The organism is Devosia sp. CAU 1758 (genome assembly GCF_054482695.1).
On the sequence record NZ_JBTLRJ010000002.1, the window covers coordinates 380564 to 404516 of the forward strand.

Sequence of the window (23953 nt, forward strand, 5' to 3'; positions counted from 1 at the left end):
GCATGGCTGGGTTCAAATACCGCCGCCCGCGAGGTAAAAGACCGTGCCGCCGATGACGATGAACAGCAACACGACCACGACGATGCGGACGATGCTAGAATAGCCGCTACCCAGCGCGGCCTTTTCGGCCGGACCTTGCCCGCTCTCGGTTATCCGGCGATCAGTCTCTGACCTGGCACCGCCATCATGCGGATTGCTGCTCATCGACACAGTCATCACTTCTTTGCGTCGACGCCGCTGCTGCTAAGCGAAGCGTAGCGCAGGGTCAGTGGCTGTATCTGCTGGTCCAGCCAATCCGCCATTGCCAGTTCCTCGTCGAGGTTGGCCTGCAGCAAAGTAACCGCGTCGGCTTCACCGCTCCCTTCGGCGAGCGCCACCAAGGACTTGTAGGCGGCAATCTCGTAATGTTCGAAGGCAAAGTTGGCGAAGCTGTTCTTGACGATTTCGTCGGGCGCCATTGTGTGTCCGATGGCAGCCATCGAGCCTGCCATGCTCAGTGCCGTGTCTTTGAGGGCTGACCGATCGCCGCCTACACGGTCCAAAAGCTGATCGAGACGTTCGATCTGCTTTTCAGTTTCAGCAATATGCTGCTCTATCCGCTCGGCTACTTCCGGATAATGCTCGATCCGCTTCACCTGGGGGCGCAGGATAGAAAGCGCCTGATTTTCCATGGCGTGAGCGTTGCGAAGGCCGGTGATGTAAATATCCTGGGTATCGGGCATTGAAATCTCCAATCAAATGCCCGCTCAACGCAACAACCCCGCGATAGGCTCCATCATCATTCAGCTGGCAGCATCAGCGTTGCGACTGCTTAGTTTGGCCGGTGCCTGCTGCTAGAGCGCCTCCAGGAACCGCATGGGCTGGCCCACGCTCGGCGTCACCAGTTCGCCCTGCCACATCACTTTATTGCCGCGCACGATCGTGCCGACGGGCCATCCGGTGACCGTCACGCCATCATAGGGTGTCCAGCCGGCGCGGCTCTTGATCCACTGGTTGGTGATGGTCTCTCGGCGCTTCATATCGACAATGGTCAGGTCAGCGTCATAACCCACTGCGATGCGGCCCTTGCCGGCAATGCCGAACAGGCGATTAGGGCCGTGGCTGGTCATGTCGACAAAGCGTTGGAGGCTCAGCTTTCCCGCATTCACGTGGTCGAGCATGGTGGGCACCAGCGTCTGCACCCCGGTCATTCCCGAATGGCTCTGGGGGTAAGGATGGTCCTTTTCCTCGCGCGTATGCGGCGCGTGGTCGGAGCCCAGGATATCGGCCACCCCATTGGCCACGCCCTTCCAGATTCCCTCCCGATGCGCCTTGTCGCGCACCGGCGGGTTCATCTGGGCATAGGTGCCCAGACGGGTATAGGCCGTCTCGTCCAGCGTCAGGTGGTGCGGGGTGACCTCGACGCTGGCCACATCCTTGTGGTCGGCGAGATAAACCATTTCGTCGGCTGTTGAAATGTGCAGCACATGGATGCGCTTGCCGGTCTTGTGCGCAAGGTTGACCAGCCGCGTCGTGCAGTTCATCGCCACTTCGGGCGAGCGCCAGACCGGGTGGCTGGACGGATCGCCCGGCACACGCAGGCCCTTGCGCTCTTCGAGCATGAACTCGTCTTCGGAATGGAAGGCGGCGCGGCGCGAGATGGCCCGCAGGATGGCCTCAACACCATCATCGTCGGCCACCAGCAGCGAGCCGGTGGACGAGCCCATAAACACCTTTACGCCAGCGCAGCCGGGCAGCTTTTCGAGCATGGGCAATTCGCCCACATTCTCGTGGGTACCACCGATATAGAAGGCGAAGTCGCAATGCATGCGATTGGTGCCGGCGGCGATCTTGGCCTCGAAGGTCTCGCGGGTCGTGGTCAGCGGATTGGTATTGGGCATTTCGAACACGCCCGTCACCCCGCCCATGACCGCGCCCAGCGAACCGCTTTCGAGGTCCTCCTTGTGCGTAAGGCCCGGCTCGCGGAAATGCACCTGGGTATCGATGACGCCTGGCAGGATGTGGAGACCCATGCAGTCGATGGTTTCGGCGGCCACGCCCTCAATGGTGCCTAGCGCAGCAATCCTGCCGTTTGTGACGGCGATATCTGCCAGACTCTCGCCATCGTGGTTCACGAGCGTGGCGTTCTTGAAAATCGTGTCGTACTGCGCCATGTCTCGGGTCCCGCCGCTGGTCATACTCATGGCCGGTTTAGCACGGGCGACCGACGAGGCAAGTCTCATGACCATCCATCTGCGTGCCGACCGCGCCGTGTTCCGGTTTTCCGGGCCCGATGCCCACAGGCTGCTCAACGATGTCGTCACCGGAAAAATTCCGAGTGAAGACAATGGCGAGGGCGAGGTCGCCGCCGCATGGGCGCTGCTTTCACCCCAGGGCAAGATCCTCGCAGAGGGCCTGGCGGGACATGCCGAGGACGCGCTCTGGTTGGATGTTCACCAGTCTGTGGCGGACGACTTCTTCAAACGCATGAAAATGTACCGCTTGCGGGCGCAGGTGGTGATCGACGACATGCGTGAGACGCATCGTGTCGGGTTTGCGCAGGACGCCGAGCCGGACGGCATTAGACACACGGATCGGCTGGGACCGATCGATATGGGTTGGCGCGTGATTGCGCCGGTGGAGGCGACGGGCGACTGGGTTCAGGACGACGCGTTTTATCAAGTCCAGCGCATTGATACCGGCATCGTGCATCAGGGCAATGACTTCCCCGCCAATGACGCTTTCGCCCATGATGTCGGCATGGACATTCTTGACGGCATCGACTTCGCCAAGGGTTGCTATGTCGGGCAGGAAGTTGTCTCCCGCATGAAGCATCGCGGCACTGCAAGGCGGCGGCCCGTCATCGTCTCGGGCGTGGATGCCCCGGCGGGTACCCCCCTCATGGCCGGCACGCGCGAAGCCGGCATTATCGGCCAGGTCGTCAATGGCGCCGCTGTCGCCATCGCCCGCCTCGACCGGATCACCGATTTGGCTGCGGTGACGGTCGGCGGGAAGCCGGTCAGAATTGCTCTGCCGGTCTGGGCGAATTATCAGTTGGGGGACGCCGTTTCAGAAGACGAGTGACCGCAGCTTCTCGAATCGCGCTATGGCTGGTGGCAACGTTCCGCTAGCTGTTTGATGCCGATGTCCCGCCAAAGCGCCCGCGCCTGGCAGCGCATGCTGTCCGGCCGCCGTCTCGATATTCTCGACCCCTCGCCCGTCGATGTGGAGCTTTCCGACATCGCCCATGGGCTCGCGCGCGTTGCCCGCTGGAATGGCCAGACTCAGGGCGATTATCCCTTTTCGGTGGCGCAGCATTCCGTGCTGGTGCTCGAACTGTTTCGCGCCTCGAACCCCGAAGCCAGCGCCGTGGCCCTGCTGCAAGCGCTGCTGCATGATGCGCCTGAATATGTGATGGGCGACATCATCTCACCCTTCAAGGCGGCGATGGGCGGCAATTACAAGGACGTGGAAAACCGTCTGCTCTCGGCCATCTTCCTGCGCTTTTCGCTGCCCGCCACCATGAGCGTGGCCCTGGCCAAGCTGGTCAAGAAGGCCGACCGAGAGGCTGCGTTCTTCGAGGCTACGCATCTGGCCGGTTTCGACCCGGGCGAAGCGCGACGCCTCTTCGGCGAACCGGGGCAGTCGGCCTTCGATGTCGACGCCTTCGACCGGCTCATCCGCCCGTGGCCAACGCAACAGGCCCATGAGCGATTCATTGAGGCGTTCGAAAGCATTAGCTCGTCCCTTCCGGGCCGCTGACCGGGGCTGTGGAGATTAACCCTAAGACGATTTAGCCGTTCCGCGACCGAACATTCATGGTTACTGATCCGTTAAGGCATGTGTGCCGAAGTGGAACAGAACGGGATATCCGCCATGAACCTGCCGACTCGCCATATGCTCATTGGCATGACCCTCGGCGCCGTCTGCGCCACCGCGCTGGCTGTGATCGGACCGGGCTTTGTGCTCGAAACCTTTGCCGATGAAATGCCGGCAGGCTTCGACACGAACAAACTCGTCAAGTTCGACGGTCGCGAGTATGAGATCGATCATGCCGACTGGGTCTCCACCGACCCGCTCTCGAGCGCAACGGTAAAGAAGATCGAGGGTGGACGGGTGAGCTATGTCAACATCACCACGACCGCCACCGGTACCTATTCCACTGATGGCCTCACCTCAAAACACGTGCTCTATCCCGGGATCGACGTCACCGAGGTGATCCCGAGCCGCCGTAACCTCGTGCGGTTCTGGAGCAATGGCAACTGGTTCAGCTTCTCGAGCCGCGCCGGCAATTCCTTCCTGCGCCTGAGTGGTCCCGCCTTTCCCTAAGCGTTTGTCAGGCGTGCGCCGGAACACGCTGGCCGCCCGCGGCGCCGCGGCGCTTCAATGCCCACTGCGCCACAGCCATATTGATGACCCAGGCGCTGCCGAGCATCACATCCCCCATGATCGGGGTTGGCTCGCCCAGAAGCAGCATCCAGGGAATGCCGATCAGCATTTGCGTACTGGCGCCCAGGCCCAGCGCATAGGCGCGAATCATGCTGGCGCGGTGCGCATCGAAGCGACGTTGCCGCGCTGCGTTGAAGCCGTGCAGCAGGAAAATCAGCATGCCCGATCCGGCAGCGAGACGGAACCAGTAGAGCAGAGGGCCTTCACTCCCGAGATGCGGGTAAAACTGGGTCAACCACAGAGCCGACAGCGCTGCCACCACCCCGGCAACGACCAGAACCCGGCCGGAGAGCCGATGCCAGCGGCCGCGGCGCAGCGACGTGGAGAATTGCAAGGCTCCGAGCAGCGCAAATAGGCAACCGCCGATGACGTGCAGGATCACCGCCGCCGGCATGACGAAGAAGCGGGATGTGTCCGCCACCATTTCTGGGGTGGCGCCGAAGTCGGCAAAGCGCATCACCATCCGTCCTATGGCGACCAGTACCGGCAGGAAGCCGAGAATGAGCAGCGCCGTGAGGACCAGCCAACCGCTCGATTTGCTTGTCGCAGTCGTCATGACGTTCTCCATGTTTCCATAGCGCAGAAGAACCACGGATCAACGTCATGCGAAATTGCAGATAATTGTCGAACGCTTATGCGCTAGCGCATATCACCCGAACAACCAGCCGCTTTTGAACTTGTAAAAGACGTGCAGCCCGATCTGGGTCAACTTGGTCATGCGCGGAGCCCAGGCGGGACGCACATAGGTGGCGTGGTAGTGGGTCGCCTCGCCCACCTCGGTCAGGTAGAGCTCGCCGCTGGTGACCTTTCCGGCAATCTCCTCGGCCTGGTCCCATGGACGACGTTCGGTGACGGTCTCGGGAATACCATCGCAGGCAAAGGAGAACTGGCAGGAATTGCGCCGGTTCTGGTTCTGGAACACCACGCCGCAAATGGTGTCGGGGTAGCGGTGATCCTTGACCCGATTGAGCACGACCTGGGCCACTGCGACCTGACCGCGATAGGCCTCGCCGCGCGCCTCGAAATAGATGGCGGTGGCGAGGCACCACATTTCCCTCTCGGAAAGGCCGGCCATCGGCTCGCCCTGCAATTCGGTGACGGTCGCGGGGGCGGTAGCGCGGGCATAGGCGAGGGTTTCGGGAATCGCTTCGGGTAGAGTGACCCCCGACAGGCTCTCGTCGGATTTCGGGGCAATGCCGGCAATGGCGTCAAGCGCGGCGGCAGCATTGGGATGAAGCGCGGCGACGGACATGCGCGGTCCGGCCTCTTCACCGGAGGCATCGTCGGCCTGGGCAATGCTGGATTGGCCCAACGCCGCCGGATCAGTGGGGGCACGCAGCGCAGCGATCCGCATCCGCGCGGTTTCGAAGCTCCTCGAAATCGACAGCGCATCCATAGCCGGCCGCACACGGTCCGTCTTCTCGGCGCGATTGGGACCGGTAAAGCTGACGCTGTCGAACAGATGATTGACCGAGCCGGTGATGACCGGATCGACCCCGGAATAGCTCAGGCTAGCCTGGGCAATGGCAATTTCCTGCGTGTGGCCGGGCATTCCTGCCATGCCAGGGGGCGCGGAGCCCGGGCCGAAAGCGGCGCCAGCAAGGCCGATATAGGCAAGGGGCGCCATGATTGCCATCGCCAGCGTCCTGGTGACGACAACACCTCGGCTAACCGCTCTGACCGGGCGCGATTGCGCCACCGGCCGGTGGGAAAGGGCCATAAATACTACTCAACGCTACGCAACACGAACTACGCGCGGCAAATGTGACGCTCAAATGCCGACAGTCGTGATGATCGGTTATTAAGGTTAGCGCTGGGTAAATGAGTTTCGAGGCGCACAGAGGGCGCTGATGTGGCGGGGCTGGGGCAGTTCCGCGAGCGGGGTGCGACAAATGTGCCGCGGGACCATCATTGTGCGCAGGCGGCGACGACCGGGGCGACATCCTGGGCAAAGGCATCGACGCGGAAGCGCACCGACAATGAGCGGGTGCTAGCCGGGGTGACCCGCACCGTAAGGTTTGTGGCGCCCGCCAGGCCATCGAGAAAGGTCTGCGCATCGCGGGTATTGTCGATCAGGATGGCGGTATTGTCGGCGTTAACCGGCAGGGTCGAGGATCGAGCGCGGGACAGGTCGTACTGCATGGTGATGCCGGTATCGCGGCCCAGTGCCGACATGGTGTTGCCGGCGAAAGCAAAGGCCACTTGCAGGACATTTGCCTCGCAGGACACAGTGATGGTTGCCGGGGCACGGCCTGTGGGACGGGCCGGGATCAACTGCTCGGACTCAAGGGTTATGCTTGCCGTCTGCGGCGCTTCGCCATCGGGCCGGAAAAGATCGTCGTAGCAGGCTAGGCGCTCGCCATCCTGATCGATTGCGGCGCATTGTGCGCCCGATTGCGCGGCGGCCGGCAGGCCAAGCCCGGCAAGCACTGGCAAAGCCAGGACAAAAGCTAGTCTTTTCACGAACGCAATGCCTCTTCCCACTCGCGGCCATCAAGCACCGCTCTTTTTACCTGTCACATATAGGTACGCGACAATTGCAGTTTAAGCTGCACTCTGCGCCAGGGTCAGCCGGGCAACCGGTACACGATAGGGTGAGCAGGAGACATAGTCGACGCCCAATCCGGCGAAGAACTTCAGCGAGGCCGGGTCGCCCGCATGTTCGCCACAGATGCCGATCTTGAGGCGAGGATTGGCCGCCCTGCCCCGGGCAATGGCAATGGATATCATTTCCCCCACACCCTTTTCGTCAATGGTGACGAAAGGATCGCGCTCATAAACGCCCTTGCGCTGATAGGCGGCCAGGAAGGCCGGCGCATCGTCACGGGAAATGCCGAAGGTGGTCTGGGTCAGATCGTTGGTGCCAAAGGAGATGAAATCGACCATGGAGGCGATGTCGCCGGCCCGCAGGCAGGCCCGTGGCAATTCGATCATGGTCCCAAAGGAGAACCGCACCCGATCCGACCGGGTCAGGCCAGAATTGTCGAGCATGGCAAGGACCCGCTCGCGCACCCAGGAGACCTCGGTGGCCGTGGATACGAAGGGCACCATGACCTCGATGAGCACTGGTTCGGCCTGCGTCTCGCTGGCAGCGCGGGCACCGGCCAATACCGCCTGCATCTGCATCTGCAGGATTTCGGGATAGGTGATGGCCAGCCTGACGCCGCGATGCCCAAGCATGGGATTGATCTCGGCAATGCGTTCCAGCCTGAGCCTGAGAGCTCGCACCGCGACCCCCAGCGAAGCCGCTGTTTCCTCGATTTCCTCGTCGGTGCGGGGCAGGAATTCGTGCAGGGGCGGGTCGAACAGGCGCACCGTGACGGGTAGCCCCTTCATGGCCGAGAACAGCGCCGAATAGTCTCCCGTCTGGTAGTCGACCAGTCCCGCAATGGCGCGCGAGCGGGCATCCTCGTCTTCGGAAAGGATCATGCGCCGCAGCGCCACCATGCGTTCGGGCGAGAAGAACATGTGTTCCGAGCGGGCCAGGCCGATGCCCTCGGCGCCAAAGCTCAAGGCCGTTTGCGCCGATTCGACGGTTTCCACATTGGTGCGCACGGCAATGGTGCGGCTGGCGTCGGACCAGCCCAGGAGCTTGCCGATTGTCCCGCCGATCTGCGGCTGGGCCAGTGGCAGGCTGCCCAGATAAACGGCGCCATCGGTGCCATCGATGGTGAGGCGATCCCCGGCGCGAAACTCGCGGTCACCAATGCGGCAGATCATCTCCACAGTGTCGACGGTGAGGCTGCGCACCCCCGCAACGCAGGGCTTGCCGGTAATGCGGGCGATGACGCCAGCATGGCTCGACATGCCGCCACGAGCAGTGAGGATGCCCGTAGCCGCCTTCATGCCTTCGATATCGGCGGGGCCGGTCTCATTGACGACGAGAATGCAATGCTTGCCGCGCGCCCGCAGGCGTGCCGCGTCGTCGGGATTGAAGGTGATGATGCCGCTGGCGGCGCCGGGCGAAACGCCCAGCCCCATGGCAATGGGCGTCGCCTCCTCGGGTGATTTGAGGCGCGGATGCAGCATCAGCGCCAGCCGTCCGGCGTCGACACGCGTGACGGCGCTATGAGGGGTCCAGACCTTGCGTTCAACCCGGTCCACCGCGGCTTCCAGCTCGGCTCCCGCACTGGCCTGCACCGGGCGCGCGGACAGGAACTGCACCCGATCACGGTCGATGGCAACAAGGCAGGCCATATGGCGACCGGCCTTGGCATCGAGCAGCGTAATCAGGGAATTGACCTCTTCGGGCAGGCGCGGAAGGGCGCTGCCATTGAGTGGTGCCGGCCCCAGAGCACCGCTGGTCGAATTGCGGGTGAGGAATTGTTCGACCTCGCCCTCTGAGAGCGCCTGCACCAGCACGATCTGGCGGGCACGATCGTCGTCCTGGCGCGGGCCGGTCCAGCCTCGCCCGAAAAAGCCATAGCTTTCGAAGGCCTGCTTAATGGCCTTGGCCAGCGGGCGGGTGGGGTCGACGGCATCCTCGGGCGCCTTGGGGGCGGCAATGCCGAGCCGTGCCGGTGCCAACCCGCTATTGTGAGTGGTTGCCGAGGTCCGCACGACAAGTTGGGGCGGCTGTTCATCCCTGGCGACAAGCTTGTAAAGGCAAGCCACCCAATGGGTGCGCAGCCTGGTGTCCTGCCGTCCACGTTCGGCCTGCAGTTCCTCCCAGGCAGCGCGGGTGATGGCAATGGTCGGCACAGTGGGAAAGCCGGCTTCGCAGACGCGGAAAATCCAGCGCGCCTTGCCGGTGAGCAGCTTCAACTGGCCGGCGCTCAGGTTCGCCTTCCCCATCGCCGGGGCAATCGCAAACATTTCCTGCGCCAAACTCACCTGGAACCGCCCTGGTCATACTATCACCTGCATATTGCCTATGCCCTGCCCCGGCTGCAACAGCACTTGACTTGAGGAAGCGACGAAAGCATCTGATCTGACATGGAAAAAAGGCCGCATCTCGATATTCTGCTCTGCGCTCCGCGCGGTTTTTGCGCCGGCGTCGACCGCGCGATCCAGATCGTGGAGCTGGCGCTCCAAAAATATGGCGCGCCGGTCTATGTGCGCCACGCCATCGTGCACAACAAATATGTGGTGGAGGGCCTCAAGGCCAAGGGCGCCGTGTTTGTGGAGGAACTCGAGGAGATTCCGGACACCGAGGCACCTGTCGTATTCTCGGCCCATGGCGTGCCCAAAAGTGTCCCTGCTGATGCCCGCGCGCGCAACATGTTCTTCCTCGACGCCACCTGCCCGCTGGTCAGCAAGGTGCATGTGGAAGCCTCGCGCCATTTCGAGGAAGGCCACGAGATCGTGCTGATCGGGCATGCCGGTCACCCCGAAGTGATCGGCACGATGGGGCAATTGCCGACCGGGGCGGTGACGCTGATCGAGACTGTCGCAGACGCCAATGCCTTCACCCCCAAAAACCCCGAAACGCTGGCCTTCGTGACGCAGACGACGCTGAGCGTCGATGACACGCGCGAAATCGTTGCCGCGCTGCGTGCCCGTTTCCCGTCCATCAATGGCCCTCACAAGGAAGACATCTGCTACGCCACCACCAATCGGCAGGAATCGATCAAGGCGGTGGCACCGCTGGTGGACGCAATGATTGTTGTCGGCTCGCCGCACTCCTCAAATTCGCAGCGGCTGGTGGAAGTGGCGCTGCGCTCGGGCTGCAAAGTCGCCACGCTGGTCGACCGGGCCAGCGATATCGACTGGTCGCTCTACGGCAATCTCACAAGGCTTGGGGTCAGTGCCGGAGCATCGGCGCCGGAGAGCCTGGTCGAAGAAGTGATCGACGCCTTTGCCGCGCGCTATGACGTGAAAGTCGAGACCAAGACCACTGCGGAAGAAAACATCGCCTTCAACATTCCCCGTGTGCTGCGCGACCTGGAAACGGCCTCGGGCCGATGAGCACGCTGGACCTGTTCGAGACCGAACGGCTGGTGCTGTCCGGGTGGCGGCCGGACCAAGTCGATGATCTAGTGGCGCTACACGGCAATCCCAATGTTTCGCGCTATCTGACGCCCAGCGGCGCACCCTGGACGCGCGAGCAGGCCGAGAAGGCCGTGGCCCACTGGATCGAACTGTTCGAAAGCCATCAGTTCGGCAAGCTGCGCCTTCGTCGCAAGAGCGATGGGGTCTTCATCGGCCGGGCCGGGTTCGGCATTTATCCCCCCTCCGGTGAACCTGAAATAGGCTACGCCCTGTTCGAGGATCATCACGGGTCGGGATATGCCAAGGAAGCGGCGGCGGGGTTGCGCGACTGGTTCTTTGCCAACAACAAGGGCGAACACTTCATCGGCATGGCCGACACCCGCAACGCCCCCTCCCTCGCGATCCTCGAAAAGATCGGCATGGAAAAGACGCATGTCGCGGTCGACTATCTCGGGCTCACCTGCCAGTTCCACATCTATCGGCGGCCGGTCCATGTCTGACTCGGTCATCATCCATACCGACGGCGCCTGTTCGGGCAATCCCGGTCCCGGCGGCTGGGGCGCGATCCTGCAGTTCGGACCGCACCGCAAGGAATTGAAGGGTGGCGAAGCGCTGACCACCAATAACAGGATGGAGCTGACGGCGGCCATCGAGGCGCTCAATGCGCTCACCCGCGCCTGCACGGTGGACCTGCATACCGACAGCCAATATGTGAAAAACGGCGTGCAGAGCTGGATTCACGGCTGGAAGAAGAACGGCTGGCGCACCGCCGACAAGAAGCCGGTCAAGAATGTCGAGCTCTGGCAGGCGCTGGATGAGGCCACCAAGCGGCATGACATCTCCTGGCACTGGGTCAAGGGCCATGCCGGGGACGAACTCAATGAACGCGCCGATGAACTGGCGCGCGAAGGTATGGCGCCGTTCAAGCCGAAGCGGGCTGCGGGTCTCGTGCCGCCGGTCTAGACCTGCTTAGGAAACATCCGCTTTACAGCACCCCAGGCCGGCTTCAGCGATGGCGAAACCGGATCAAAGGCGCACGGTTCCCCCCGGGCGTTTCCTAGCCAGCCACTTTTCCGAAATCGGCTACCAGGCGCATGGTGTCACGGAGACGCGCGAGCAGGTTGAGACGGTTGGCGCGGACGGCGGGGTCCGTATCATTGACCAGAACCTCCGTGAAGAAGGCATCCACTGGTGCACGCAGCGTCGCCAGTTCCACCATGGCACCCTTGTAGTCGTCGTTGCCGACATGGGCGGCCACGGCGGCTTGGACGGCATCGACGGCAAAGGCCAAAGCGGTTTCCTCAGCCAATTTCAGGGCCGCCTGGTCGACGGTGCCGGCATAGGCCATGCCGTCCTTCTTTTCCTCGGCGGCGAGGATATTGGCCGCCCGCTTGTAGCCGGCCAACAGATTGGCGCCGTCATCGGTGGCGAGCAGGGTGGACAGAGCCTCGGCGCGCTGGGTGATCTGGAGAATGTCGTTGCTGTCAGCGGCAATGACGGCATCGACCAGATCGTGGCGAGCGCCTGCATCGCGGAGGGTGACCTTGAGGCGTTCATGGAAGAAGGCCAGGAGGTCCGGCTCGACTGCGAGGGGGAACCGCAAGCCGTTCTCGGAGATGATGCGGATGACACCCAGGGCCGCACGGCGCAGCGCGAAGGGGTCGCGCGAGCCGGTGGGCTTTTCGTCAATAGACCAGAACCCCGAGAGCATGTTGAGCTTGTCGGCCAGCGCCACGGCAATGGACACCGGCTCGGTTGGCACGCGGTCCGAGGGCCCGACGGGCTTATAATGCATCTCCAGCGCATTGGCGATTTCTGCCGGTTCGCCTTGCGCGGTCGCGTAGTAGCGCCCCATCAAGCCCTGCAATTCGGGGAACTCGCCGACCATGCCGGTGACAAGGTCCGCCTTGGCGAGCATGGCGGCACGACGGGTCTTGTCGACATCGGCGCCCACCTTTGGGGCGATTTCTGCGGCCAGGTGCACCAGGCGCTCAACCATGGCAAACTGGGTGCCCAGCCTGGCGTGGAACACCATGTCCTCGAGCTTGGGCAGGCCGTGCTCAAGCGGAATGGCAAGGTCGCCCTGATAGAAAAAGGCTGCATCGGAGAGGCGGGCGCGGATCACGCGCTCATTTCCGGCCACTACAACTGCGCCGCCATCGGCCGGTATGGTATTGGAAGTAATGATGAAATTGGGCGCCAGCTTACCCGAAGAATCGCGCAGGCAGAAGCATTTCTGATTGGCGCGGATGGTGGCGATGATGACTTCCTCGGGCAGCTTGAGGAATTCGGGATCGAATGACCCCATCATAACATTGGGCCACTCGACCAGCCCGGCCACCTCTTCGAGCAAGCCTTCGTCGTGAATGACACTAAGCCCTTGAGCGAACGCAAGATTATCGGCATCGGTGCGGATAATGTCCTTGCGGCGATCGATGTCGAGCACCACTTTTGCGCGCTCCAGCGCGACGAGATAATCATCGAAGCGTTTCACGCGGATGGCATCGGGCGCGTGGAACCGGTGCCCGAAAGTGGTCTGGCCGGACTCCAGGCCCCCGATCATGAACGGTACCTGAACGGGTTCGTCGTTCTCGGTGCCAAAGGTCGCGGTGATGGCGCGCAGCGGGCGCACCCAGTTGAAGCTCCCCGAGCCCCAGCGCATGGACTTGGCCCAGCTAAAGTCGACAATCACCTTTGGCAGGATGGTCGAGAGAAGGTCGACGGCGTCGGCGCCCGGCTTTTCGATGAGGGCGACGTAGAAATCGCCCTTCTTGGGGTCACCCACGACCTTGGCCTGGTCAATCGAGGCTAGCCCAGCCGCGCGCAGGAAGCCGTCGATGGCAGGTTGCGGGGCGCCGACCTTGGGGCCCTTCTTTTCCTCCCGTGTATCAGGCGAGCGGTCCGGCAGGCCCGAGACGGTCAAAGCCAGGCGGCGCGGCGTGACAAAGGCTCTGGCGCCCTCATAAACCAGACCCGCATCGACCAGTGCATTGGTGACGGCTTTCTTGAGGTCTTCGGCCGCGCGGCGCTGGAAGCGGGCGGGAATTTCCTCGGAGAAGAGTTCGAGCAGCAGTTCGGGCATGGTGGCAACCGGTCTTTTAGAGGCGTGTGCGTGATTAGCGCGGGGGCGCGGGCATGTCTATCGGCTCAGGCCGGCTTTGGCTACCAGCCGCCACCGCCGCCGCCACCGCCGCCGCCGCCCGATGAGCCGCCACCGCCCGAGCCGGAAGAACTGGCCTGCACCGGCTGGGCCGCGACCATGGCCGCCGCCATGCCCGAGGAGGCGGTGCTGATGGCGCGGGAAATGCCGCCGGACGAGAAGGACCGGCTTCCTGAATACCAGTGCGGAGAATAGGAGCCGTCACGATCGGGCCCGGCATTGCGCTTGAGCTCAGCTTCGAAATGCTCGGACCAGGGCTTTTCGACCTCCAGCGCAATGGCATAGGGCAGGATGCGCTCGAAGCGGTCCACGGTCATGGGTGGCTCGTCGACAATGTTGAGCCGGTTCCGCTCGGCGGTTTCGAGGTAGAGCCTGAAGCCCTCGATCTCGTCCATGACCTTGCGGCCCTGCACGGTGGGCGCGCGCATCAGTACCGTGAAGATCACGCAGATCACCACCATGGAGCCCGCAGCAAGGGCCGCTGAATTGATGGTGATGCCGGTAAAGGTTTCGAGCAGGCCGCCACCCAGATTGAAGGCGAAGATGCCTGCCCAGATAAAGATCATGAAGCGCTGGAACAGACCGCCGGACTTGATGGCGCTGAACACGACCCCACCGATGATGCCGACAAAGACACCGCCAAACACCGCGAAGACCAGCCAGACCGGGTCAAGTACATCGAATACGACCATGGCCACGACCATCGCTGCGGCGAGCACGTAGCCCAGCCCGGCAAATAGCCAATTGTGGTTGAACCAGGTCTTGCGGTTCTCGCTCTCGATGGCGCTGATGAATTCGGTGCGCTTGGTCCCCAGGTCCCTGCCATTGGCCTTATCGAAAGTGACCGCGCCGCGACCCTGGAAATAGGAGAACAGCACCTGCTCGCCCACCGGCAGTTTGCTGTCAGGCTGCTTGCCGGTGACGGCGACAGTCAGCGTCTTTTCCAGATTCTTGATGGTCACGAGGCCCTTGACCCCGAGATTGAAGATGGCCGCCGTCATGGCGGTCCAGCCCGCATTGGCAAAGCCCCATTTGTGGACGAAGTGGGTCAAGGCGGGTGAGAAATCGCGGGGCGGATGGAAGAGAGGAATGATGGTGCCCTTGGGCGGATCGCGCCCGACCCGCATCCAGGCGGAGAAATTATACACCAGCAGCAGAATCACGGCGAGGACAGGCAGCCAGACTTCGCGCAGGTCCGAGGCGGTCTGAAGCAGCGCGTCCATGCCCTCAGGATAGGAGATGACGCCCTTCTGGAACGACACGGAAAAGGTCATGCCCTCGCCCGGCGCCAAAACCCGCTGGGTGCGGAAGATGGCCGTGGTGTCGTTCTCGCGGGTGACGCTCACCGCCCGTTCCGTTGAACCGGCAGCGCCGGTATAGGCGGAGAGATCGTTCAGCACCGCGCCCTGGGGCAGGCGCACCCGGGCCACCGAGGTGAGGATGGGAAAGTCCCAGTAATTGCCAGTGGCGTTCCAATAGAGCTCGTCACCCTTCTTGGTGGGGCGCGCCATGCGGTCCATGGTGTAGGAAATGGTATATCGGTGCTCGCCGCTGGACAGAAACACATCCGGATCACCGATCCAGATGCGCTGGAAATCGCCCATGCGCTCGACCCGGAACATCTCGGGCCGCCCGGCGCGGGTCACAGCCTCGACATCGAGATCTATGCGGATCTTGTGACCGCTATCGCCCACCATGGTCACCGGAATGTCGCGATAGATGCCGCGCCTGATCTGGTTGCCCTCGGCGTTTACGTCGATGGTTTCAAGCACCGCGACTGAACCATCGGTGCGCAGTTCGACATCGGTGGCAAAGGCGCGGATTTCCTCGCGCGCCATAGTGGGCGCGACCAGCGTAGCCAGCAATACCAAAGCAAGGATCAGGCGGGCAATGACTCGCATGACGGTATCAGAACTTGACCTGCGGCACGGCGCGTTCGGCCTCGTTTTCCAGTTCGAAATATTCGGCCTGCTCGAACTTGAACCCGTTGGCGACGAGGTTCGAGGGGAAACTCTCCACCTGGATGTTGAGGTTGCGCACGGCGCCATTGTAGTAGCGGCGCGACATCTGGATTTCGTCTTCCACAGTTTGCAGCGCAGCCTGGAATTCAAGGAAGGTGGTATTGGCCTTGAGGTCGGGATAGGCCTCGGCAATAGCCAGCAAGCGCCCGAGAGCAGCACTCAACTCGCCTTCGGCCCTGGCGCGGGCCTCGGGACCGGATGCGGCGGCGCTGGTAGCCTTGGCGCGGGCATTGACGACGGCATCGAGCGTTTCGCGCTCATGGGCCATATAGCCTTTGACCGTTTCCATCAGGTTGGGGATGAGATCGGTGCGGCGCTTCAATTGCACGTCGATGCCCGACCAGCCCTCGCGCACCATCTGCCGGTTGGACACCAGGCTGTTGTAGATGACAATGGCGTAGCCGATAACGCCGACGACCAGGGCGAGAATGACCCAACCGAACATGTGTGCTCCCTCAAGCTTTTCGCGGCGGAGACTGGCAGTTTGCAAGGCTGTTGGCAACGACGTTTGGCTTGCCCGGCATGCTTGCCGGAAACCGATACGTTCCTTAGTAGTTGAACATCAGTTTGCGAAACCGGGGCACGGCTGTGGGGGCAGGCCGCGCCCTGTTCTGGTTTGCGCCCCATGGATGACACTTCATGGGTTTTCGCATTTTTCGGCACGCCGTCCGCATGGTCTTCTCACAACTCGGCGACGCCCTGCGCATCTCCGCGCTGTTGTACATCGTGACTTTCGCAGTGTCTGTCGGCCTGGCATTTCTGGCAGCCAGCCAGGCGCCCGTGCCTGCGCCGGGCACTCCGGCCACGCTCACCTGGGACAGTGCGGTGTCTACCGTGGTGAGCGTCGTGCTCTATCTCTGGATCGCGGTCGGTTGGCATCGCTTCGTGCTGTTGAATGAACAGCCTAACGCGGTCCTGCCGCAGGTGCATGGCGACCGGATGCTGGCTTACCTTGGGCGGCTGGTGCAGACATTTCTGGTCTTGTTGCTGCCCGCAATTGTGGTGGTTTTCCTAGTGATATCGCTGGCAATGGCAATGGGCGGCAACGAAATCATGGTCATGCTGCTGTCGATCGTGACCATCTTCGTCATGACCTTCGTCAGCTACAGGTTGTCCCCCATGCTGCCGGGCGCGGCCGTGGGCCAAGGTCTTGGCGTTGCCGAGGCGTGGAAGACCACGCGCGGAACTGGCATGGCAATCCTGGGGCTGGCTATCGTATCCGCCATCGCCGCTGTTGCCATCGACATTCCAGGGACCTTGATGCTGTCGCAGTCCAATGGCCTTGTATTTGGACTGATCTGGCTGGCTCTGTCAGGCTGGGTAAAGCTCATTGTTGGCGTCAGCATCATCACGACGCTCTATGGTGTCTATGTCGAGAAGCGCACGATCGCCTAGCTAACAGCGTGCGCTATCTTTAGGAGCCGGGCTTGACTTCCCGGCTTCAATCCCTAGCTTTCTAAGCATGAACACGCGCCCAAGCCATCGCTGCAATATCCTCATCGAAGGATAGACACCCTAGGCATGCCCGCGCCGGAGCCTGTTTAGGGTTCCGCACTTTCCCGCATGCCGCCGGCGCACGTTTCATAGCTTCCCAAGAAATCCTCTCCGCGAGCGCAGCCATCCCAGCGCGCATCGGACCATCAAGGACAAGACAATGACTGACATCCGCCGCGACCTGACCCCGCCGCTGACCCTGGGCAAGGCCGACCACGCAAAGCTCACCGCGCTGGCCGAGGCGGGCCTCGACCGCAATCCGGAACTCGCCGAAGTGCTGCTCTCGGAGCTGGAGCGCGCCAAGATTGTGGCTGACGACAAGCTGCCCGAGGGCGTGGTGCGCATGGGCGGCCGGGTCACCTACCAGACCAATGCGGGTCAGGAGCAGACCGTGACGCTGGTTTATCCGGCCGAAGCCGACATTGCCCAGGGCCGAGCCTCGGTGATGACGCCCATCGGCGCAGCCCTGATCGGCCTCAAGGCCGGCCAGTCCATCACCTGGCACGACCGCGCCGACAAGCGCCACAAGTTGACGGTGGTGAGGGTCGAGGCGCCGGCTCTCAGCGAGGGCTGATCAACAAGCGGCGCGGGCTATTCCGCGCCGCCGCCGGCGGTTTGCAGCCAGGCTTCGCCGCAGGCCTTGGCCAGTTCGCGGATGCGCAGGATGTAGCTCTGGCGCTCGGTGACCGAGATGACGCCGCGGGCGTCGAGCATGTTGAAATTGTGCGAGGCCTTGACGACCTGTTCATAGGCCGGGATGGCCATGGTCTGGCGATTGGCCTCGGCGCCTTTCTTGAGAATGGCGCGGCATTCCTTTTCCGCATCCTCGAAGTGGCGGAAGAGGATTTCGGTGTCGGCGGCCTCGAAATTGTACTTTGACTGTTCCTGCTCGTTCTGCAGGAAGACATCGCCATAGCTGACCTTTTCATCGCCCTCGCGGCCGTTAAAATTGAGGTCGTAGACGTTTTCGACGCCCTGCACATACATGGCGAGGCGTTCGAGGCCATAGGTGATTTCGCCCGGCACCGGGGAGCATTCAAAGCCGGCGACCTGCTGGAAATAGGTGAACTGGCTCACCTCCATGCCGTCGCACCAGCATTCCCAGCCCAGGCCCCAGGCGCCCAGGGTCGGGCTTTCCCAGTCGTCCTCGACGAAGCGGATATCGTGGACCGAGGCGTCGAGGCCGATGGCCGCCAGCGAATCCAGATAGAGCTGCTGGATATTGTCCGGCGAGGGCTTCAGGATCACCTGGAACTGGTAATAGTGCTGGAGCCGGTTGGGGTTCTCGCCATAGCGCCCGTCCTTGGGCCGGCGGCTGGGCTGCACATAGGCAGCGTTCCAGGGCTTGGGGCCGAGGGCCCGCAGCGTAGTGGCCGTGTGGAAGGTACCCGCGCCCATCTGCATGTCGAATGGCTGCAGAATGACGCAACCCTGCTCGGCCCAGAACTGCTGGAGCGTCAAGATCAGACCCTGGAACGAGTTCCTGGGGTCCATATGGGCGGGGCGAGAGGTCATCGGCTAAATCCTGCAACAATCCTGGCCGGTCGCGTTTCCGAACCGCAAAACCGGCTCCCACTTTTGCTGGAAACGCTCCGAGACGGGACAAACCTCTAGTTTGGTGGCTCCAAGCGGTCAATGCCGCTTGTCGGCATCATCCTTGTCCTTGGGACGATAGGTGCCGTCGTCGCCGCGCTTGAGATCGATGACGCCGGGCTTGTCGCGCTCGGCGCGATCTCGCTCGCGGGCGATGCGCTTGGCCTCCTCGGCATCGGCATTGAACTTGCCGGACCAGTCCTTCCAGATGCGGCGCACGCCGAAATAGATCAGCAGGGCGAGAGCGGCGAAGAGCAGAATACGCAGCAGCATGGGTGAACCCTAGAGGCCGAGGCGCGCCCAGACGGCGCGGTCCTCGATGGAGGTGGTGACGTCATCTACCACGCCTTGGGCCGAGAATCCCAGCCGCGGCAGTGCGAAGAAGGGGCGTTTGGGCGCGATGGGGCGCAGCACCACTTCGGGGCCGAAACGCTGGCGCAGAATGGTGTGGAGATCGCCAATGGCATCGACCAGGCCCAGCTCGACGCCGCGCAGGCCAGTCCACCATTCGCCAGTGAACAGGGTGTCGGCATCGGCCTTGAGGCGTCCCCGGCGTCCCTCCTGGACATGCTTGATGAACACCTCATGAATATCGAGCTCGAAACGCTTGATGCGCTCGATGTCCTCGGCTTTTTCGGGCAGGAAGGGATCGAGCGTCGACTTGTTGCGGCCGGCCGTATGGACGCGGCGCTCGATGCCGAGCTTGTCGATGGCGCCGACGAAACCGAAGGTGGCCATGATGACGCCGATGGAGCCGACGATGGAAGAGGGATCGACGAAGATCTCGTCCCCCGCCACGGCGATGAAATAGCCGCCCGAGGCGGCCGCGTCCTCGACAAAGACCAACACAGGTTTCCCGTGCTGGTCAGCAAGATCGCGGATGCGCTTGGAGATCAGCCGGCTCTGCACCGGGGAGCCGCCGGGCGAATTGATGACGATCGCCACCGCTGGCGCCGATTTCATGCCGAAAGCCTTGGCCAGCAACGGCTCGACCGTGGCGATGTTGAGCCGGCCCGGACGCTGCTCGGCGGCGATGACGCCGTGCAGCCGCACCACGGGGATGACGGGCGGGCGGCGCACCAGGCGGCTCAGCCAATTGCGTTTCGGGGCGGGCGTTTCGGGCATGTCCACTCCTCGGGAATTGTCGACCTATTTAGGGAAGCCCCCGGGCGATTACCAGTCCAGCAGTGCCGACCCTTTGAGGATGGCGTCGAACTCGGGCACAAAGCCATTGCCCTCCGCCCCATGCATTGCACGCGTCGAGAGCAGGGTCAGCGGCGCGCGCGATCCCTTGACGCCGCGCATGAGCACGCGGCTCGCCGGTTCGCCGGGGCGCGGCGACAGCGGCAGGACCTGCACGGCACCGAAACGGGGTTCGAAGGCGGCAAGGAGAGAGGCGAGCCCCGTGGCGGGGTAGATGACAATGGCCGTACCGCCCGCTTTCGCCGCGGCGGTTGCGCAGCGGACCCAGTGGTCGAGCGCCTCGGCATCCATATGGCGGGCATTGGCCCGGCTGGTGTCGGTGGCCTGCGTCCCCTGCCCGGCCCCAAAAAACGGCGGATTGGCAATAATCGCGTCATAGGCATTGTCCGCCAGCCCGGCAGTACGGCGCTCACTGGCCTTGGCCAGAATATCGATGGCCAGTACCATCGCACGATCGGAAAAACCATTGTCCGCGATATTGGCTCTGGCGAGATCAAGTGTTGGCGGATCGCGCTCGACAAGATCGGCCCGTTCCGCCCGCGCCAGCGCCAGTGCCACCAGGCCCGCCGTGCCGACGCCGGCGCCCAGATCAAGCAGACGGCCAGTGCCCGCCGGGACCGACGCGCCAAGCAGCACGCTGTCCAGCCCGGCGCGAAAGCCGTTGCGGGGCTGCGACAGAGTGAGGCGACCGCCCAAAAAGGCATCGCGCGTGACGGTTTGTTGTTTTACAAATTCAGTTGGCTGGTCTAGGGACATCGCACCCGGATGGCTGGTTTGCTGCGACCATATATGGCCCGGCGCATCGGTCTCAACCCGATTTGCCAGCGAAGGCAACAAGGACTTTATGGCGGTGTCAGTTCTGCCCCAGATCAAGGAAGCGCCAGCGACGAACCCGGTCGAGCGGCTGATGGCCGCGACGGCTGAGGATATGGCACGTGTTAATGCGCTGATCCTGGAGCGCGCGCATAGCCATGTCGACATGGTCCCCGAGCTGGCCCGCTATCTCATCGACAGCGGCGGCAAGCGCCTGCGGCCCATGCTGACCGTGGCCGCAGCGATCCTGTTTGGCAAGGGCAATGGCAGCGCCGTCAATTTCGCCGCTGCCGTCGAATTCATGCACAATGCCACCCTGCTCCACGACGACGTGGTGGACGAGAGCGACCTGCGCCGCGGCAAGCCGGCGGCCCGCATGGTCTGGGGCAACAAGGCCTCGATTCTCGTGGGGGATTTCCTGCTCGGCCAGGCCTTCATGATGATGGCGGAAACCCGTGATGTCGACGCGCTGGGCGTGCTTTCGGCCGCCTCTGCGGTGATGGCCGAGGGCGAGGTTTTCCAACTCTCCAAGACCGGCGATCTCGACACCAGTGCCGAAGACTATGCCGAAGTCATCCGCGCCAAGACTGCCGTATTGTTCGAGGCGGCCTGCGAAGTGGGCGCCATGTCGGGTGGCGCCGACGCGGCCGGACGCAAGGCGTTGGCGCTTTACGGCCTCGAACTGGGCAATGCCTTCCAGCTGGTCGATGACGCGCTCGATTATGGCGGGCAGTCGGGCACGCTGGGCAAGAATGTCGGCGACGATCTGCGCGAGGGCAAGATGACCCTGCCGGTGATCCTGGCGCTCGAAGCGGCTTCGGAGGGTGAGCGCGCCATCATCGCCTCGGCGCTCGGCAAAGCCGAAGCCACTGATCTCGAAGTGCATCAGGTGGTGGCGATCTTCAACCGCCATGACACGCTCAACCGGACGCTGGCCAAGGCGCAGGACCATGCCAGGGCAGCGATCGCCGCCCTGTCCGACCTGCCCGAGAGCGAGATGAAGACCATCCTCGCCGAGGTCGTCGTGCACAGCGTCAGCCGCGCGAACTGATCCTAGAATCCCTGGCGATAGCCTAGCATCGCGCCGGTGCCGGTCTGGCCCGCCACATGGCCGAAATTGATGGATTGCTTCAGGCCAAAGCTCACCGAGGCCTGGTTGGGCAAGCTGGCCTGATAAGACATTCCAAGATCGAGTTGCCGCCCGGATGATGCCAAATCGGCGCTGGAGGTCTGGTTGACGATACTGCCATCAGCCAAGCGCGCCACCGGACGGGTCGTTTCCAACGTACCGGTTTCGATTCTCAAAGGCTGGGACATCGACAAGGTCAGGCGATCCCCCGCAGCCAGTGCATCGGCAAAACTGGCGCCAAACTCCATTCCCGAGAAGGTTAGGCCCGATAGATCGGATATGATGCCATCGCCGCCGCCCTGACGCGCCATCGCTCCATATTCGAAGCGACCGAACAATGTCAGGTCCGGGGCAACCGGCTGCTCCAGCCCAAGGCTCAGCGCGCCGATGGCGCTACCGTCACCCAAATCGAAGGCGGCTCCGCCATCGAGACCCATGACCGCCCCCTGCTCCCCGGCGAGGGTCGCGCCGAGGCGAAACTGCCCATTGCCAACCGGCAGGGACAAGGTCATGCCAGCGCCTGCAAATGCGCCATTGTCCACCGCACCGTGTTCCGCTGCGAACCCATAAGTGGTCAGTTCGCCTCCTGCGCCGACAGGAGCAATTGAAGCGACCAACAGGCTTTCTCCAGCCATTGAGAGCACCGAAGCCTCGCCACCCATTCCGGAAAAACTGGTCACGGCGCCGGCGAGATCGTCGGTATGGAACAGATTTAAAACCTCATGCCCCTCATCAATGCTGGCCTGTCCGGGGAGGCGCGGCAGCACGGTCGCCGGCGCGGTTTGCACAGCACTGGCCGAAGACACCGAAAAGGCGCGATTGAGCGCATCGAAAACTGCCAATTGTTGCGGCCCGAGAGCCCGGGCCAGCGAATCGCCAAAGCTGGCCGGTGCGGTAATGGTGCTTTCGGAGAGACTATGACGTTCTGCGCTGTTGACGCTGGCGCCGCTGAGTACCGATACCGAACCGATCGGGCTGAGGGCGGCACGGATATCCATGACACCATGGCCCCACTCATCCGAATAGCCGTGCGAGACACCGTTGCCGTAGTCGATCGTACCGGCAAGCGGAACACCCTGGGCGGAAAACCAGGAATTGTCTGCGCTGGCCAGCAGGCGTTGCGCCCATTCGGACGGCGTCATGTCGGGGAAGGCCTCTGCAAGCAGTGCGACGGCCCCGGCTACCTGAGGCGCGACAAAGGAGGTGCCGAACCCACTGCGATAGTCACTATCGCTTCCATTCCAGGCCGCGCGGGTGATGCCGTCACCGGCCAGGCAGAATTTTGCGGCCCGACCACAGGCAGCCGAAAGGCGCACCGCACGGGTGATATCGCCATTGCCATTGATTTCGAAATAGCCATTGGCCGCGGCAATCCAGGCTTCGGCCAGGCGTGGTTCGAAATAGGGCAAGGTCGCCATGATGTCGCCAGAAGTCAGGTTGCCATTGTTCGAGAGTGCCCAAACGACGACGCCCGAATTCTGGAAGCTATCCAACGCGTTGAGATAGCCCTGCCAATTGTTCGAACCGTAACCCAGCGTTGCATTCAACCCCTGCGCGGTCGTGTGACCCGGGTGGCTATCGAGGTAGGTTTTCAAGTTCTGCGAGGAAATGTCAAAGCCCCAGGAATTGTTCTGGGCGACGGCACTCAGCCCGGCAGCGGCCAGGGTACCAGCTGTAACATTGGCGATGTCGAAGCCTGCCCCTGAAGGCGCGAACGAGGTCAGATGCAGATCGGCGCCGGGTGCCACACCGTGCATTCCGACCCCATCTTTCTTCCCCGCGGCAATAGAGGCGACGAAGGTGCCATGTCCATCATCAGGCAATAGCCCAGTCGCAGTGATGCTCTTGCCGGCCAACTCCTGATGCGTCAGCCGAAAGCCGTCGTCGACTATGGCAATGGTCTGGCCGGCGCCAATCAGCCCAGCGGAATGAGCCCAGTTGACACCATGCAGAACAAAGGCCGCCGACTGGGTTCCTTTCTGCGAGACGCCGCAACCAACGGTGGCGCAGCTTGCATCGCTGGCGCGGAACTCTGCCGATGCGGCAATGGCAGCGGCTTGCGCGGCATCGAAGGACACACCTCGACCGGCCCAGCTGGTGCTGGGAGCGGGGGTAAACACATGGGATGGGACAGAACTGGCGCCGCCACCACCCGTGCTGCTGCTGCCGGAAGAGCTGTCA

23 protein-coding genes and 2 pseudogenes are annotated in these 23953 nt (G+C 62.8%); 9 read left to right on the forward strand and 16 right to left on the reverse strand.

Going from position 1 to position 23953, the window contains the following annotated elements; translation table 11 throughout:
- Positions 1–12 precede the first annotated feature (12 nt).
- The 3 genes from ACXYMS_RS07875 to ACXYMS_RS07885 form a co-directional block, all read right to left on the reverse strand.
- Entirely contained in the window at positions 13–204 is a 192-nt protein-coding gene (locus ACXYMS_RS07875) for a hypothetical protein (RefSeq protein ID WP_458905219.1), read from the reverse strand.
- Between the two features lie 11 nt (positions 205–215).
- The gene (locus tag ACXYMS_RS07880) at positions 216–722 is read right to left on the reverse strand and encodes a ferritin-like domain-containing protein (RefSeq protein WP_458905221.1); all 507 of its coding nucleotides are present in this window, start codon (positions 720–722) and stop codon (positions 216–218) included.
- A 111-nt stretch (positions 723–833) separates the two neighbouring features.
- Positions 834–2153 carry a dihydroorotase gene (locus ACXYMS_RS07885; RefSeq protein WP_458905222.1) on the reverse strand — a complete coding sequence of 440 codons (1320 nt, stop codon included), beginning with the start codon at positions 2151–2153 and terminating at the stop codon, positions 834–836.
- 67 nt (positions 2154–2220) lie between these two features.
- Here ACXYMS_RS07885 and ygfZ point away from each other — a divergent pair, with 67 nt between their 5' ends.
- From ygfZ to ACXYMS_RS07900, 3 genes are all read left to right on the forward strand, one after another.
- Positions 2221–3063, forward strand: a complete 843-nt coding sequence (gene ygfZ, locus ACXYMS_RS07890) for a CAF17-like 4Fe-4S cluster assembly/insertion protein YgfZ (protein WP_458905224.1) — start codon at positions 2221–2223, stop codon at positions 3061–3063.
- Positions 3064–3123: 60 nt separating this feature from the next.
- A complete protein-coding gene (locus ACXYMS_RS07895; RefSeq protein WP_458905225.1) occupies positions 3124–3741 on the forward strand; it encodes an HD domain-containing protein in 618 nt (205 codons plus the stop codon).
- Positions 3742–3855: 114 nt separating this feature from the next.
- The gene (locus tag ACXYMS_RS07900; protein ID WP_458905227.1) at positions 3856–4308 is read left to right on the forward strand and encodes a hypothetical protein; all 453 of its coding nucleotides are present in this window, start codon (positions 3856–3858) and stop codon (positions 4306–4308) included.
- Positions 4309–4315: 7 nt separating this feature from the next.
- On the opposite strand, the gene ACXYMS_RS07905 is transcribed toward ACXYMS_RS07900, so the two are convergent.
- The 5 genes and pseudogenes from ACXYMS_RS07905 to ACXYMS_RS07925 form a co-directional block, all read right to left on the reverse strand.
- The gene (locus tag ACXYMS_RS07905) at positions 4316–4984 is read right to left on the reverse strand and encodes a DUF2306 domain-containing protein (protein ID WP_458905229.1); all 669 of its coding nucleotides are present in this window, start codon (positions 4982–4984) and stop codon (positions 4316–4318) included.
- Positions 4985–5077: 93 nt separating this feature from the next.
- Positions 5078–5506, reverse strand: a pseudogene (locus tag ACXYMS_RS07910) (cell wall hydrolase); the annotation flags it as partial.
- An 830-nt stretch (positions 5507–6336) separates the two neighbouring features.
- A complete protein-coding gene (locus ACXYMS_RS07915; RefSeq protein WP_458905231.1) occupies positions 6337–6891 on the reverse strand; it encodes a hypothetical protein in 555 nt (184 codons plus the stop codon).
- Between the two features lie 81 nt (positions 6892–6972).
- Complete coding sequence (locus ACXYMS_RS07920) at positions 6973–8097, reverse strand: putative PEP-binding protein (protein WP_458905934.1); 1125 nt, start codon at positions 8095–8097, stop codon at positions 6973–6975.
- Positions 8092–9243, reverse strand: a pseudogene (locus ACXYMS_RS07925) (PEP-utilizing enzyme); the annotation flags it as partial. The gene ACXYMS_RS07920 and the pseudogene ACXYMS_RS07925, both read right to left, overlap by 6 nt.
- Positions 9244–9363: 120 nt before the next feature.
- Here ACXYMS_RS07925 and ispH point away from each other — a divergent pair.
- Genes ispH through rnhA form a run of 3 tightly spaced genes read left to right on the forward strand, consistent with a single transcriptional unit; the run spans position 9364 to position 11322 of the window.
- The gene (gene ispH / locus ACXYMS_RS07930) at positions 9364–10335 is read left to right on the forward strand and encodes a 4-hydroxy-3-methylbut-2-enyl diphosphate reductase (protein ID WP_458905232.1); all 972 of its coding nucleotides are present in this window, start codon (positions 9364–9366) and stop codon (positions 10333–10335) included.
- Positions 10332–10859: a GNAT family N-acetyltransferase gene (locus tag ACXYMS_RS07935; protein ID WP_458905233.1), complete on the forward strand. Its 528-nt coding sequence runs from the start codon at positions 10332–10334 to the stop codon at positions 10857–10859. The genes ispH and ACXYMS_RS07935 overlap by 4 nt, the downstream gene beginning before the upstream one ends.
- Positions 10852–11322 carry a ribonuclease HI gene (gene rnhA, locus ACXYMS_RS07940; protein ID WP_458905234.1) on the forward strand — a complete coding sequence of 157 codons (471 nt, stop codon included), beginning with the start codon at positions 10852–10854 and terminating at the stop codon, positions 11320–11322. Before ACXYMS_RS07935 ends, rnhA begins: the two co-directional genes overlap by 8 nt.
- A 94-nt stretch (positions 11323–11416) precedes the next feature.
- Here the strand turns inward: rnhA and glyS are convergent, their stop codons facing one another.
- From glyS to ACXYMS_RS07955, 3 genes are all read right to left on the reverse strand, one after another.
- Positions 11417–13441: a glycine--tRNA ligase subunit beta gene (gene glyS / locus ACXYMS_RS07945; protein WP_458905235.1), complete on the reverse strand. Its 2025-nt coding sequence runs from the start codon at positions 13439–13441 to the stop codon at positions 11417–11419.
- 80 nt (positions 13442–13521) lie between these two features.
- On the reverse strand, positions 13522–15420 hold the full coding sequence (locus ACXYMS_RS07950; RefSeq protein WP_458905237.1) for a DUF2207 domain-containing protein: 1899 nt from the start codon (positions 15418–15420) through the stop codon (positions 13522–13524).
- Positions 15421–15427: 7 nt separating this feature from the next.
- Entirely contained in the window at positions 15428–15985 is a 558-nt protein-coding gene (locus tag ACXYMS_RS07955; RefSeq protein WP_458905239.1) for a LemA family protein, read from the reverse strand.
- A gap of 194 nt (positions 15986–16179) precedes the next feature.
- Between ACXYMS_RS07955 and ACXYMS_RS07960 the strand changes: the two genes are divergently transcribed.
- Both ACXYMS_RS07960 and rnk read left to right on the forward strand, forming a co-directional pair.
- Positions 16180–16935 (forward strand): hypothetical protein, encoded by a 756-nt coding sequence (locus ACXYMS_RS07960; protein ID WP_458905241.1) that lies wholly within the window; start codon positions 16180–16182, stop codon positions 16933–16935.
- 259 nt (positions 16936–17194) lie between these two features.
- A complete protein-coding gene (gene rnk, locus ACXYMS_RS07965) occupies positions 17195–17608 on the forward strand; it encodes a nucleoside diphosphate kinase regulator (protein WP_458905242.1) in 414 nt (137 codons plus the stop codon).
- A gap of 17 nt (positions 17609–17625) precedes the next feature.
- On the opposite strand, the gene ACXYMS_RS07970 is transcribed toward rnk, so the two are convergent.
- The 4 genes from ACXYMS_RS07970 to ACXYMS_RS07985 all read right to left on the reverse strand — a co-directional run bounded on the left by ACXYMS_RS07970 (position 17626) and on the right by ACXYMS_RS07985 (position 20526).
- Positions 17626–18549: a glycine--tRNA ligase subunit alpha gene (locus ACXYMS_RS07970; protein ID WP_458905244.1), complete on the reverse strand. Its 924-nt coding sequence runs from the start codon at positions 18547–18549 to the stop codon at positions 17626–17628.
- 117 nt (positions 18550–18666) lie between these two features.
- Positions 18667–18900, reverse strand: coding sequence for a hypothetical protein (locus tag ACXYMS_RS07975; protein WP_458905246.1), 234 nt, complete (start codon positions 18898–18900; stop codon positions 18667–18669).
- A gap of 9 nt (positions 18901–18909) precedes the next feature.
- On the reverse strand, positions 18910–19752 hold the full coding sequence (locus ACXYMS_RS07980) for a S49 family peptidase (RefSeq protein ID WP_458905247.1): 843 nt from the start codon (positions 19750–19752) through the stop codon (positions 18910–18912).
- A gap of 48 nt (positions 19753–19800) precedes the next feature.
- Positions 19801–20526: a tRNA1(Val) (adenine(37)-N6)-methyltransferase gene (locus ACXYMS_RS07985; RefSeq protein ID WP_458905249.1), complete on the reverse strand. Its 726-nt coding sequence runs from the start codon at positions 20524–20526 to the stop codon at positions 19801–19803.
- A gap of 148 nt (positions 20527–20674) precedes the next feature.
- Here ACXYMS_RS07985 and ACXYMS_RS07990 point away from each other — a divergent pair, with 148 nt between their 5' ends.
- Positions 20675–21694, forward strand: a complete 1020-nt coding sequence (locus ACXYMS_RS07990; protein WP_458905250.1) for a polyprenyl synthetase family protein — start codon at positions 20675–20677, stop codon at positions 21692–21694.
- Between the two features lie 2 nt (positions 21695–21696).
- On the opposite strand, the gene ACXYMS_RS07995 is transcribed toward ACXYMS_RS07990, so the two are convergent.
- Complete coding sequence (locus ACXYMS_RS07995; RefSeq protein ID WP_458905252.1) at positions 21697–23850, reverse strand: S8 family peptidase; 2154 nt, start codon at positions 23848–23850, stop codon at positions 21697–21699.
- Positions 23851–23953 lie beyond the last annotated feature (103 nt).